At 67.7% G+C, this 12,594-nt stretch carries 11 protein-coding genes and 1 pseudogene; 9 read left to right on the forward strand and 3 right to left on the reverse strand.

All coding sequences use genetic code 11. From position 1 onward, the window contains the following. Window position 1 precedes the first annotated feature (1 nt). The 8 genes and pseudogenes from K0O62_RS01450 (at window position 2) to K0O62_RS01485 (ending at window position 8,992) form a co-directional block, all read left to right on the forward strand. Window positions 2-1,552, forward strand: a complete 1,551-nt coding sequence (locus tag K0O62_RS01450) for an MCE family protein (protein WP_073855732.1) — start codon at window positions 2-4, stop codon at window positions 1,550-1,552. After that, window positions 1,522-2,133, forward strand: a complete 612-nt coding sequence (locus tag K0O62_RS01455; RefSeq protein ID WP_073855360.1) for an Rv1363c family protein — start codon at window positions 1,522-1,524, stop codon at window positions 2,131-2,133. Before K0O62_RS01450 ends, K0O62_RS01455 begins: the two co-directional genes overlap by 31 nt. Next, window positions 2,130-3,113, forward strand: a complete 984-nt coding sequence (locus tag K0O62_RS01460; protein ID WP_073855361.1) for an RDD family protein — start codon at window positions 2,130-2,132, stop codon at window positions 3,111-3,113. The genes K0O62_RS01455 and K0O62_RS01460 overlap by 4 nt, the downstream gene beginning before the upstream one ends. Further along, a complete protein-coding gene (locus K0O62_RS01465; protein ID WP_073855362.1) occupies window positions 3,110-3,661 on the forward strand; it encodes an Rv1363c family protein in 552 nt (183 codons plus the stop codon). The genes K0O62_RS01460 and K0O62_RS01465 overlap by 4 nt, the downstream gene beginning before the upstream one ends. Continuing rightward, entirely contained in the window at window positions 3,628-4,215 is a 588-nt protein-coding gene (locus K0O62_RS01470) for a mammalian cell entry protein (RefSeq protein WP_372512808.1), read from the forward strand. Before K0O62_RS01465 ends, K0O62_RS01470 begins: the two co-directional genes overlap by 34 nt. A gap of 18 nt (window positions 4,216-4,233) precedes the next feature. After that, window positions 4,234-4,893, forward strand: a pseudogene (locus K0O62_RS01475) (YoaK family protein); the annotation flags it as partial. A gap of 308 nt (window positions 4,894-5,201) precedes the next feature. After that, complete coding sequence (locus tag K0O62_RS01480; RefSeq protein WP_073855363.1) at window positions 5,202-7,586, forward strand: hypothetical protein; 2,385 nt, start codon at window positions 5,202-5,204, stop codon at window positions 7,584-7,586. A 110-nt stretch (window positions 7,587-7,696) separates the two neighbouring features. After that, the gene (locus tag K0O62_RS01485; RefSeq protein WP_073855364.1) at window positions 7,697-8,992 is read left to right on the forward strand and encodes an HNH endonuclease signature motif containing protein; all 1,296 of its coding nucleotides are present in this window, start codon (window positions 7,697-7,699) and stop codon (window positions 8,990-8,992) included. On the opposite strand, the gene K0O62_RS01490 is transcribed toward K0O62_RS01485, so the two are convergent. Then, window positions 8,985-10,067 carry a phosphodiester glycosidase family protein gene (locus tag K0O62_RS01490; RefSeq protein WP_073855365.1) on the reverse strand — a complete coding sequence of 361 codons (1,083 nt, stop codon included), beginning with the start codon at window positions 10,065-10,067 and terminating at the stop codon, window positions 8,985-8,987. The two genes, K0O62_RS01485 and K0O62_RS01490, sit on opposite strands and share 8 nt — an antisense overlap. 178 nt (window positions 10,068-10,245) lie before the next feature. Between K0O62_RS01490 and K0O62_RS01495 the strand changes: the two genes are divergently transcribed. Then, window positions 10,246-10,527, forward strand: coding sequence for a GlsB/YeaQ/YmgE family stress response membrane protein (locus K0O62_RS01495; RefSeq protein ID WP_073855366.1), 282 nt, complete (start codon window positions 10,246-10,248; stop codon window positions 10,525-10,527). Between the two features lie 5 nt (window positions 10,528-10,532). Here K0O62_RS01495 and K0O62_RS01500 read toward each other — a convergent pair whose 3' ends face one another. Beyond that, window positions 10,533-11,822 (reverse strand): PQQ-dependent sugar dehydrogenase, encoded by a 1,290-nt coding sequence (locus tag K0O62_RS01500; RefSeq protein ID WP_073855367.1) that lies wholly within the window; start codon window positions 11,820-11,822, stop codon window positions 10,533-10,535. Further along, the gene (locus K0O62_RS01505; protein ID WP_073855368.1) at window positions 11,803-12,564 is read right to left on the reverse strand and encodes a pirin family protein; all 762 of its coding nucleotides are present in this window, start codon (window positions 12,562-12,564) and stop codon (window positions 11,803-11,805) included. The genes K0O62_RS01500 and K0O62_RS01505 overlap by 20 nt, the downstream gene beginning before the upstream one ends. Between the last annotated feature and the right edge of the window lie 30 nt (window positions 12,565-12,594).

Below are 12,594 nucleotides of genomic sequence, written 5' to 3' on the forward strand. Positions count from 1 at the left end.
GTTGCTGACCAAGTTCATTCGAATACAGTTGCTGGCCTTCGCCGCCCTGACACTGGTCGCTCTGGTGGTGCTGTCCCTGGTATATCTGCGCCTCCCCGCCCATTTCGGCATCGGGATGTACCGCCTGTATGCCGATCTGCCGAGTTCGGCGGGACTCTACGAAACTGCCAACGTCACCTACCGCGGCGTCACCATCGGCAAGGTGCGCGCCGTCGAACCCACCCCACAGGGCGCCCGGGTGACGATGGACATCGACAACGACGCCAAGATCCCACTGGATGCCAGCGCCAACGTGCATTCGGTGTCGGCGGTCGGCGAGCAGTTCATCGACGTGGTGTCCGACACCGATGACGGCGCGTACTTCTCTTCCGGCCAGACCATCACCAAGGCCACTGTGCCCTCGGAGGTGGGGCCGGCACTCGACGCCGCCCAGGCCAGCCTGGCCGCGATACCGAAGGAGAAGATCGGCCAGCTGCTCGACGAGACGGCCACGGCGGTGGGCGGGCTGGGGCCGTCACTCCAGCGGCTGGTGGATGCGACGCAGGCACTGGCCGGGGACTTCCGGGACAATCTGGGGGCGGTGGACGATATCGTCGACCGTTCCGGGCCGATCCTGGACAGCCAGGTGAATTCTGCGGACGCCATCGCCCGGTGGGCGGCCAATCTGAACACCATCGCGTCGCAGACCGCCGAGCAGGATGCCGCGCTGCGCAGCGGTCTGCAGCAGGCGGCCCCGACGGCCGATCAGCTCAGCGGGGTGTTCAGCGACGTCCGCGACGCTCTGCCCCAGACGCTCGCCAATCTCGAGGTCATATTCGACATGCTCAAGCGGTACAACAAGCATGTCGAGCAGATACTTGTGCTCCTACCGCAGGGTGGCGCCCTTGGCCAGGCCGGGACGATCTTCGGTGCCCAGGGCCTGCTGCACTTCGGTCTGGGCGTCAACTCGCCCCCGCCTTGCCTGACCGGGTTCCTGCCGGCCCCGCAGTGGCGGTCACCGGCCGACACCAGCACCCAACCGATCCCGCAGGGTCTCTACTGCAAGATTCCCAAGGACGCCACCAATGTGGTGCGCGGCGCGCGCAACAACCCCTGCGCCGACGTGCCGGGTAAACGTGCCGCCACCCCACGGGAATGCCGCAGCGACGAGCCCTACGTGCCGTTGGGCACCAACCCCTGGTACGGCGATCCGAATCAGATCGTCGACTGCCCCGCCGCCGGCGCGCGATGCACCCAACCGGTGAACCCCGGCCAGGTCATCCCTGCACCGTCGATCAACAACGGGTTGAATCCACTGCCGGCCAGTCAACTGCCCCCACCGGAATCGAGCGCACCGACCAGCGATCCGCTCACCCCGCCCGGACAGGGCACGGTCACCTGTAGTGGACAGCAACCCAACCCCTGCATCTACACTCCGGCATCAGGTCCGTCGGCGGTCTACAGCCCGTCCAGCGGCGAGGTGGTCGGACCTGACGGGGTCAAGTACTCGGTCAACAACTCGAATAACCCAGGAGAGAACGGATGGAAGGAGATGCTGGCACCAGCCGGCTGAACCCCACCGACCAGGACGACGACACCAGCGACATCCCAGCCGCCGAGGAGGCGGTTCCCGCGACACCCCAGGACACCAACCACGGCCGACTCGGCCGCGGCTGGTTGACCGGCATCTGCGCCGCACTCTTCGTGCTGGCCGCGGGCCTCACCGTGACCGGATACCTGCTGCTGCAGTCCAATGCCCGCAGCGAGCAGATCGCTCGCGACGACGCGGTAGCCCTGCAAGCGGCCAAGGACTGCGTGATCGCGACCCAGGCCCCGGATACCGCGTCGATGGGCGCCGCGCAGGCCAGGATCGTCGAGTGCTCGACCGGTGACTTCGGCGCCCAGGCCGTGTTCTACAGCTCGATGCTGACGGAGGCCTATCAGGCGGCCAATGTGCAGGTCGAGGTCGCCGATCTGCGTGCGGCGGTCGAGCGCCACCACGACGACGGCTCGGTCGATGTGCTGGTGGCGTTGCGCACCAAGGTGAGCAACAGCGAAGCCGCCGGCCAGGAACAGGGCTACCGGTTGCGCGTCACGATGCAGCGTGACAACGGTACCTACAAGATCGCCAACCTGGTCCAGGTCAGCACGTGACGGCCGTGCTCGACGAGGTTACGCAGACCCGGGAGGTCGCAGCGGCGGACCTGGCGTCCTGGGGCGCCAGGGCGGGCGCGTTGAGCATCGATGTGCTGTTCGGCATGGCGCTCCTCGGCACGCTGGCGCAGCTGGCCTGGACCGCGCCGTTGCTGGGCTGGCTGTGGTGGGTCTACGTGACCCTGGCGGCCGTGGCCGGCCTGGCGATGATGGCCAACCGCTGGCTGCTGCCGGCGCGGTACGGCTGGACGGTGGGTCGTGCGGTGGCCGGTATCCGGGTGGTGGGCCTCGACGGCACGCCGGCGGACGTCGGACGGTTGTTTCTCCGCGATATCGCCCACCTGCTGGACACCGCCGCAGTGCTGCTCGGCTGGCTGTGGCCGCTGTGGGATCGGCGACACCGCACCTTCGCGGACCTGTTGTTGCGCACCGAAGTGCACCGGGTTGGCGAGCCGGAACGCAGTCCGCGCCGACCGGTCGCGATCGGACTGCTGACCCTCGCCGTGGTATGCATCGCCGCGACCGCGTCGGGCTACCTGGTGGTGTACCGACACGACCGTGCCCTCGAGGAGGCGCGGACCCAGATCGCCGAGCAGGGCCCCCGCATCGTCGAGCAGGTGCTGAGCTATACCCCGGAGACCGCCGAGGATGACTTCGCCCGGGCACAGTCGCTGGCCAGCGAGGTCTATCGGCCCCAGCTGATCGCCCAACAGGAGGCGCTTCAGACGGCACCTCTGGCGTCCAACGAGTACTGGGCCGTCAACAGCGCCGTGCTGGAGGAGCCCGAGCTGACCTCGACCACCGCATCGATGTTGTTGGCGATGCAGGGCTACCGCAGCACCGATCCGAACACCACGCGATTCATCACCGCGACGGTGCGGGTGGATTTCGTCAAGGCCGGCGACCAGTGGCAGGTGCAGAACTTGACCGTGCTGACGAGGCCCTATACCCCAGCGCCCGATGCAGGGGGCGGCGGATGAGCCCGCGCCGCATCGTCGATCCCGACGCCCCGGAGTTCTTCGTCGCGCCGGTCGACCGGCCCGCCCGGTGGGGGCTGCCACTGGTCGCCGGCCTCGCCGCGCTGGTGATCGCGGTGGCGCTGGGGCTGGCGTCGTTCATGACGGTCGCGCACGAGTCGAACCGTCAGACACAGATCCGGGACGCCGATGCGCTGGGCTATGTCCGGGCGTTCATGACGGCCTACACCACTCTGGATCCGTTCAACGCCAACGATTACGCCGACCGGATCCGCGCCCAGGGCACCGGAGAGTTCGTGCAGACGTTCACGGAGAAACAGAACGAGATCCTGCTTCAGGTGGCCCGGGCCGAACCCACCACCGGGGAGGTCCTGGAGGCCGGCGTGCAGCGGTGGAACGACAACGGCAGCGCCGATGTCCTGGTCGCCACCAAGATGACCAGCACCACCCCGGACGGAAAAACCACTATCGAGACCGGAAGTCGTTGGCTGGCAACGACAATCAAGGAGGGACAGCAGTGGAAGATCAGCCGGCTGATTCAGGTGATCTGACCACCGAGGCCGAGACGGAGGACACGGTGCCGCACCGCGCGCCGAGCCGCGGGATCAAGGTGGCCGCCGCCGCCGGGGCCGCGGCGTTCGTCGCCGCCGCCGCGTTCGCCGGGGCCGGCGCAGAGCCCTATCTGACCGATCGGGCGCTGGTGCAGGTCAAGCTCGACATCGCCGGGACCGCCGCCGACGCGATCACCACACTGTGGACCTACACGCCCGAGGACATGGAAACCCTGCCCGACCGGGCCGCCAAGTTCCTCGGCGGGGACTTCGAGGCGGAGTACCGTAAGTACATCGACGCCATCGCCGCACCCAACAAGCAGGCCCAGGTGTCCAACAACACCGACGTGCTCGGCACCGCGGTGGAATCCCTCGACGGTGGCAACGCCTCGGCGATCGTGTACACCAACTCGGTGGCGACCAGCCCGGTCACCAAGAACATCCCGTCCCTGCGCTACCTGTCCTACCGTCTGATCATGGAGAAACGCGGAACCGACTGGCTCATCACCAAGATGAACGCCATCACCTCGCTGGATCTGACACCCCGGCTGTAGCGCCCGGGGGTCGCCGGTATGAAATCGCCTGTCTCGCATCGGCTCACCATGACGGCACTGCTGCTGCTCACGTTCGCCACCGGTCTGGTGGACGCGGTCAGCGTGCTGGTGCTGGGCCACGTCTTCGTGGCCAACATGACCGGCAACGTCATCTTCCTCGGATTCTGGTTCGTCCCGCATTCCGGCGTCGACCTGTGGGCCGCGGTGGTGGCGTTCCTCAGCTTCGTCACCGGCGCCGTCGTCGGTGGGCGTCTGGTAAGGCACCGGGGCCCGTCGGTGCGTCGCTGGTTGCCGACCGCTCTGGCGGTGGAGGTGGTGCTGCTGGTGGCGCTCGCCGTCCTGGCCGGCGCCGGTGTACTGCACTATGACGACGACACCAAACTCATCCTGATAGCCGGATTGGCAGTGGCTTTCGGCATCCAGAACGCCAGCGCCCGCCAGTTCGGTATCCAGGAACTCAGCACCACCGTGCTCACCCAGACCATCGTGGGCATCGGATTCGACAGCCGGTTGGCCGGCGGCACCGGCCAGCGCGAGAAGCTGCGCTACACGGTGGTGCTCACCATGTGCGCGGGTGCGGTGCTCGGTGCGACCCTGACCCTGAAAGTGGTGGCACCGGTGATCGGGCTGGCCGCCGCGGTCGTCACCGCGGCGGCGCTGATCTTCGCGTTCGGCCCGAGGCGCTCGACGAGCAGTAGCCCGACCGTGCGCGTCCGTGCGGATTTCGCAAAGGGCCGCTGGGGTGCGGCGAAAGGCATCAAAGGTGGTCGGCGCGGTACCGACCGGCAAAGGGCTGCGCCACCGCTACATCAGCGTGCCGGCGCCCTGATGCTGCGGCGAACGTGGGGAACCCAGCCTCGCGAAAAGCCTTGCGGCAAACCGGATCGACGCCCGAGATAATTACCGATGCAAAAGCCCCGGTCGAGAAAGATCTTGATGTTAAGTTTTGGCTGAGAGTCCACTGGCAGCGGGGGAGGCACGGGGATATGGCCGGGAAACACCGGAAGGTGGCGGAGCGGACCAGGCGGGTCGCGGTGGTGACGGCGGCGACCGCCACTGCGACGGCGCTGACCGTCGGTGCGGCCGCACCGACCCCGCCGCCTCGCCCGGAAGAGCATTACCTGAGGCTGGTCGAGCAGACCGTCGACCTGAGCGCCTCGGTGAGTCCCTTCGGCCCTCCCGGGACCCATTCCGACGTCACCCGGGGTGCGGGCAAGACCGCGTACAAGTCGGTGCAGGACTTCATCGAGTCCTACGAACGCGCGCTGGTCCGCAACTTCAACATCGCCGGCGGACTCGGCCTGAACCTCCAGGATCTGCTGACCGGGATTCCGGCGGGCCTGCTCGACGAGGTGCTGGGCGCCATCCCGATCGACCTCAGCCCGCTGCTCGACGAGGTGCTGCCGAATCTTCTGGTCAGGCCGCTGATCGACCTGCTGTCGATGCTCGGCATCACCGACGGCGCCGGCAACGTGACGCTGTCGGGCCTGCTCGGCATCATCGGCCTGGACCTGTCCGACCCGCTGAACCTGTCCGGGCTGGACATCCCGGGGGTCAAATTCGTCACCGCCGGTGAGCCTTTCGCGCTGCTGAAGATGATCTCCGGGTTGGACCTGGGGTGGACCCCCGGCACGGCGAACGCGGTGGCCGACGCCATCAACAGCGCCCCGTACCTGTCGGTCGGCGTGGAAGAGTTGTTGGACGGCATTCTGGACCTCGCCGACGCGGCGGTCGAGAACATCCCGGCGGTCGGACCGCTGCTCGCCGTCGTCACGAACCTCATCGACGTCCTCACTCCCGATCTGGGGCTCGACGTCATCGATGTGCGGATCCCGATCACCATCGGGTACGGCTTCGGCGCGATGGCGACCGGCTCGGCCTATCACCAGGTGCTCGCGGATCTGGTCAATCAGCCCAGGGTGGGCGCCGGTGGTGGGCCGCTGGGCAGCCTGACGATTCTGCCGTTGATCCTGGCCAACAATGTCGGCAGGGCGAACGGTGGCATGCTGGCCCGCTTCTACCCGCTGTTCGAGCGGCTCGGCATCGACATCATCAGCCCCGACGTGGCCACCTCAAACCGGGGTGTCGGAATCCCGGTGCTGGGCACCGGAATCGAGCTCGGCGCGGGTAATCTGATCCCCATCAAGGTGGACGCCACCGTCCAGTACCAGCCGTACTCCGACTTCGCGGCGTGGCCGAATCCGTTCACGCTGTTCAACAATCTGCTGGCCGGCACCATCGGCGCGGCCTACATCATGCGCGGGGTGGAACTGGACAGCGCGCTGGACCAGATCCTCGGTGAGGTCAGCGAGACGGTGGCCGACGCGTTGAACCTCGGTACGCCGTTGGCGCTCAACGTCTATCTGACGCTGGCGACCAGGACGCTGCCCCTGCTGGAGCCGCTCTACCTGCTCGGTGACGTGCTCAACATGGTGAGCTTCGGAACGCTGGGCACCATCCCGATCCGGCTGGCCAACGCGCTGTCGCCGGCGCTGACCAGTCTGGTGAACCTCGGCTACACCGACGTGGTACGCAACCCGGACGGCACCTACACCCGGACCCTGGACGACCCGGACACCGCCACACCGTTCCTGTCGTTCCCGAAGGTCAACTGGGGTCGCGCGATGAACGACGTGCTGACCTCCCTGATGAACGGTTTCCACAAGGAGTTCATCAGCGGAAACCCCACCGCCGCCCCGCCGAATGTTCTGGAGAACATCGGAAAGCTGATCCAAACCCTCACCCGCGGACTGAATATGGGTGGTCTGGCGGCCGGGTTGCAGGAGGGGATCGACGATCTGGTCGGCGGACTCACCGGCCAGGCCGCCCGGCAGGCCGCCAATGCGTCCCGCACCCTGGCTGCGGCGGCCGGAGAGCTGCCGGACTCCGAACCCAAACTGGTGACGCTCTCGGTGCAACCCGACGGCGATGTATCGACCGGCAAGCATGCCGCCGCACCGGACGCCGAGGTTCCGGCCGACTCCGGCTCGGCACCCAGACATGCTGCCCCGGAACCGGAGTCGGCTGACGCCGAGAAGTCCCCCGAAGACGTTGCGGTGGACGCAGCCGAGGACGTCACCGAAGACGCCGCCGAAGAGCCTTCGTCCGATGCGGTCGAGCCGGCGGTGGACGCCGAGGCCGAGGATGCGGACGCGGTCGAGCAGCCGGCCGCGAAGAAGGACCCGGTGCGCAAGATCGTGCGCGACCTGAAGAAGGCCTTCACGCCGAAGAAGAAGCAGCCCGCCGAGAGCACGGCCGATTCGGATGCCGACGCCAAGGCGCCGAAGAAGTCCGACAGCAAGAAGACCGAGACGACCAAGGCGGATACGGACACGTCGGGATCCGAGCGGGCCGACAAGGCGGCCGCATAGAAGCACCTGCGTGCCCCGCAGGCTGTGGATGAATCGGTGATTGTGGATAACTGCGGGTTTCCCGGCACCGCGCACCGCCACGTGTCGGACCTCGTCGTGAGAGTGGTTGTATGCCACCGCCGACAACACCTTTCGCGGAGAATTACGTTGAGCCTCGGCTGGATGTGCTGTTCGAGGAGATCGCCGAGCTGACCGGGCAGCGCAATGCGATCGACGGCCGGTTGGTGGAGATCATCGCCGAGATCGACGGCAGAGGTGCGGCCGACGGCAACGCGTTGTGGGGTGCCACGGGATGCCGGTCGATCGAGGCGCTGGTGGCCTGGAAAGCCGGTGTCACCCCGCGCCGGGCCGGGACCATGGTCGCCGTCGCGCACCGCATCGACGAATTGCCGCGCTGCACCCAGGGATTGCGCGAAGGGCGGGTGTCCCTCGATCAGATCGGGGTCATCGCCGAACAGGCTGCCGCGGGTTGCGACGATCACTACGCCAATCTGGTGCAGGTCGCCACGGTCACCCAACTGCGGACCGCGGTCAAACAGGAACCCCGCCCCGATCCCGACCGCAAGCCGGAGCCCAAGCGTTCGTTCTCCTCGGTCGATGGCGACGGCTACACCACCTACAAGATTCGGCTGCCCAAGCTGGAGGCCGCGAAGTTCGACGCCGCGGTCGCCTCGCACAAGGATGCGTTGATCGCGGACTGGAAACGTGATCACGACGCCGGCGACAGCGACGATGAGCAGGCCGGTGCGCAGACCTGTGAGCAGGCACCGCCGTTCCCGGACACCACCGATGCCTTCATGAGCCTGGTCGAGGCCGGCTGGGACACCGACGCCGCAGCCCGCCCGCACGGAGCCCACACCACCGTGGTGGTGCATCTGGATGTCGAGAAGCGCGTCGCCGCGCTGCATCTGGGAGCCGCCCTCACCGACGCCGACCGCCGCTACCTCTTGTGCGACGCCACCTGCGAGGTCTGGTTCGAACGCCGCGGCACCCCGATCGGGGCTGGGCGGACCACCCGCACCATCAGCCGCCGACTCCGCCGAGCCCTGGAGTACCGGGATAAGTCGTGTGTGGTGCCCGGCTGCGGGGCGACCCGCGGTCTGCACGCCCATCACCTGGTGCACTGGGAGAACGGCGGACCCACCGAACTCTCAAATCTGGTGCTGCTGTGCCCGTTTCACCATCGATCCCATCACCGTGGTGGGATCACCCTCACCGGGCCCGCCGACCGGCTGGTGGTCACCGACAGAGACGGACAACCCCTGACCGGTGCGGCACTGGCCCGCCCACCGACCACCCCGCCCCCGGATGTGGCACCCTGCAAAGGACCACTGGGCGAACGCGCCCAATGGTGGTGGTACACACCGTTCGAACCGCATCCGCCACCGCCCGACGCGATCAATTGAAGGCGAGCCAGCTCGGCAGGGCGCGCTCGCGGGAGTCGCACAACACCTCGAAGGTGTCGCAGGATCCCTTGGGGACGCCCGCGCCCGCCCACATGCCGCCGGTGTCGCGGCGCAGCACGATCGACGAGGAGCCGCCGCCGTCGAGCAGGATCGCGGTGTCGCTTCCCAAGCCGCGGAAAAGATCCTGGATCTGATCGGGGGTGTAGCTGCCGCCCTGGAAGACGTACATCTCGTCACGATCGCGGGCGTACGCCAGTGCGGTCCGGGCGGCCGAGGGGCCGGGGTCGTTCATCTGCCCGGTCTTCCCGGGGGCGAGCAATCCCAGTCCGCTGACCGCGACGAACCGGGTGCCCTTGTTGACCAGATCGTTGATCACCGGCCCGGCCGCGTCGAAGTCGTCGCCGGAACGCGGCAGCACCACGAACGGCGCACCGGCGACCGGGAGGATCATCGTCGCCAGCGGAGTCCACACCTCGTCTCCTCCGGAGAGCCCTTGCTTACCGGCATAGGCGACGGTGCCGGTGAGCGGCACATTCGCGCGGCCCAGTCCACGCGTGTTGTCCACGTAGGCACCCAGGGGAGAGCTGCAACCGGTGGACTTCCACGAACCGCGCTGCTGCCCGCGAATATCGAAAAAGTTGGCGTTGATGGCGATGGTGGGCTGCCCGAGAGCCTGCCAGGCGGCGATCGGGGTGTAGATCTCCGACGCCTGCACGAGTCCGTCGCCGGTCCGGGCACCCGGTGTGCGCTCGCACCGGGCCTGATAACCGTTGTGGGTGTCCACCAGCAGTCGCGGTGCCAGCCGCGCGGAGGCGGCCTTGATGATCATCAGGTGGCCGCCACCGCCACTCTCGTACCAGTTTCCCGCGGCGTTGAGCAATGGGGCGGGGTGGCCGCTGCCGAAGTTGTAGACCAGATAGGAACCGCGGGTATTGGCGATGGCGGTGGCCAGCAGTGTGCGACCGTCGGCCGCGCTCGCGACCGGCGTGCCGGTGGTCGTGGCCAGCGCTGCGGTCACCGCAAGCGTCACGAGACCGGCGGCCAGGCGCCGGAAACGGGCGGCAACGATCGGCACGGCTTTCCCTCCAGGATCGGCGGGCCACTGACGTGGACCGAACGCTCAGATTAATCACACCAGCAACACTGTCAACTTTCGTCACAACTGAATCACGGTTGCGCATCGAGTTACGTGCTTGAACCTCACCGGAATTGGGTACGCAGCCAAAGACCTGTCACTTAGTTGAGGAGCAGCAATGATCGGGACAATTATCAGCGCGCTTTTCGTCGGCCTCATCGTCGGCGCGTTGGCGCGATTGATCATGCCTGGCAAACAGAACATCGGTGTGCTCATGACCGTTGCGCTGGGTGCGGTGGGCTCGCTGGTGGGCAGCTGGGTGACCTACCAGATCGGCTACGCGAACAGCAACGGTGGCTTCGCCATCATCCCGTTCCTGGTCGGTGTGGTTGTGGCCATCGTGCTGATCGCCCTCTACATCGGGATCTCCGGTCGGCGGGGCACACCGGTCCACCACTGATCTCGTCAGCCCGGCGGCGCGAGCCGGTACACGGCATCGGCGTAATCGTCGGTGATGTACACCGCGCCGTCGGGACCGCTGACGGCGGCCACCGGCCGGCCCCAGCGGTTTCCGTCGGGGGTCTGGAAACCTCCGACGAGAGTCTGCTGGTTCCCGAGAGTGCCGTCGCGCCAGTCGAAGAACGACACCTCGGGGGCCTGCGGATTCTGTCGGTTCCAGGACCCGTGCACTCCGATAAGGGCGCCGCTGTCATAAGGCGCCGGCAGCTGCCCGACGGTGAAACTCATGCCCAGCGGTGCGGAGTGCGCGGCCAGACTCTGTTCGATGCGCGGCAGGGCCGCGCAATTCATCGCCTTACCGTCCGGGTTGGTCTGCACATCGCGGATGAGTGCCAGATCTGCCGGCCCGCCATCGGGATTGCAGTAGGGCCAACCCAGTTCGCGGCCCGGGGTGAGCCGAGCCACCGATTCGGGCGGGTGGTTGTCGACGTAGTCGGGACGCACCTGCCCGGTGTCCGGGTCGGCGACGTTGTCACGATTGTTCACCGCCGTCCACACCGAACCATCCGGCGCGATGGCGAGTCCGGTCCCGTTGCGCACACCCGTGGCGAAGGCTTCCATCTCGCTCCCGCCGGCGGGAACCCGCATGATGGTGGCCCGTGGAGGGTCGGCGTCACGGTCGGAGGCGGAGATGTTGCCGGTCGAACCGATGGAGAAGTAGACCGCACCGTCCGGACCGACCGCCACACTCTTGAGCGCATGCGAGTACGCGCCGCGCAGGTCGGGACTGCGCGCGTCGGGTAGCCCGCCGGCGATGGTGCGGCGGTCGGCGGCGGAGCCGTCGCGGTAGGAGTACGCATCGACCCGGTCGCTCTCGGCCACGTAGAGGGTGTCTCCGGCGAAGGTCAGCCCGTGCGGCTGGGTGAGGCCGTCCAACAGCACCTCGGCTCCTCGGCCGGGCTGCATCGACAGGACCTGTCCCGTACTGGGAATCGAAACCAGCAGCTTTCCGTCCGGGGCCCACGCCGCCAGTCGGGGTTTCGACGTCCTGGCCCACACCTCCAACGTCCAGCCCCGCGGTATCAGCGCGCGCCGGGGCTGGTCGAACGGGGGCTGATCCATACCGTCGGGCACGGTGACCGTCACCTCGGCCAGGCCTGTCGACACCGGGGCCGGCGAGCTGGTGTCCGCAACGGTGGGCGGGCCGGGCGCCGGGGCCTCGGTCGAGCACGCGGCCACCAGGGCGGCCCCGGCCAGGCCGCCGATCAACCTGAGGCTATCCGCCCAGGCCGGCATGCATCTCCCACACCAGGATCTCCGCCGGTTCGGTGGCGGTGACCCGCTGCCCGCCGGTGGCCGTCAGTCGCGCGGCGTCGCCTTGCGCCAGTTCACCGGCGCCCTCCAGGCTCACCGCGCCCCGGGGCACGAACAGATGCAGATAGGGTGCCTGCGGCAACTGCACCGACTGGCCCGGTTGCAGGCGGGCTCCGTGCAGTGCGGCATACCGATTGCCGATCGCGATGGCCGATGTGTCGCGGTGCTCTGGCATCCCGGAGGCGATGGTGACCAACCCGCCGCGAAGCAGTTCGTCGTCGATCTCGAGCTGCTGGTAGCCCGGGTCGCGGCCCGACTCGTCGGGGACCACCCACATTTGCACGAAATGCACGGGCTCGCTGTGGCTTTCGGATCCGGTCAGCGTCCAGGAGTCGTTCTTCTCCGAATGCAGGATGCCGCGCCCGGCCGACATGCGTTGGGCCAGACCGGGATAGATGACGCCGTTGTTGCCGGTTGAGTCCTGGTGCACCAGCGACCCCTGCAGAACCCAGGTCACGATCTCCATGTCGCGGTGCGGGTGGGTGTCAAAGCCGGTGCCGGGGGCGACCCGGTCGTCGTTGTTCACCAGCAGCAGGCCGTGGTGGGTGTTGCTCGGGTCGTAGTGGTCGCCGAACGAGAACGAGTGCTTGGAGTCGAGCCAGGAGATCCTGGTTGCCGGGCGGTCGGCCGCGGGCCGGATGTCCACGGATGCGGTTCGGGTCATCGTGCTCCTCGATATCAGCGCCCAGCCTAG

This window comes from Mycolicibacterium diernhoferi, from assembly GCF_019456655.1.
Lineage (GTDB): Bacteria > Actinomycetota > Actinomycetes > Mycobacteriales > Mycobacteriaceae > Mycobacterium > Mycobacterium diernhoferi.

Coding starts and splice junctions, on each gene's coding strand:
- K0O62_RS01455 (WP_073855360.1), top strand. CDS start 1,522: ATGGAAGGAGATGCTGGCACCAGCCGGCTGAACCCCACCGACCAGGAC.
- K0O62_RS01465 (WP_073855362.1), top strand. CDS start 3,110: ATGAGCCCGCGCCGCATCGTCGATCCCGACGCCCCGGAGTTCTTCGTC.
- K0O62_RS01480 (WP_073855363.1), top strand. CDS start 5,202: ATGGCCGGGAAACACCGGAAGGTGGCGGAGCGGACCAGGCGGGTCGCG.
- K0O62_RS01485 (WP_073855364.1), top strand. CDS start 7,697: ATGCCACCGCCGACAACACCTTTCGCGGAGAATTACGTTGAGCCTCGG.
- K0O62_RS01495 (WP_073855366.1), top strand. CDS start 10,246: ATGATCGGGACAATTATCAGCGCGCTTTTCGTCGGCCTCATCGTCGGC.
- K0O62_RS01500 (WP_073855367.1), bottom strand. CDS start 11,822: ATGCCGGCCTGGGCGGATAGCCTCAGGTTGATCGGCGGCCTGGCCGGG.
- K0O62_RS01505 (WP_073855368.1), bottom strand. CDS start 12,564: ATGACCCGAACCGCATCCGTGGACATCCGGCCCGCGGCCGACCGCCCG.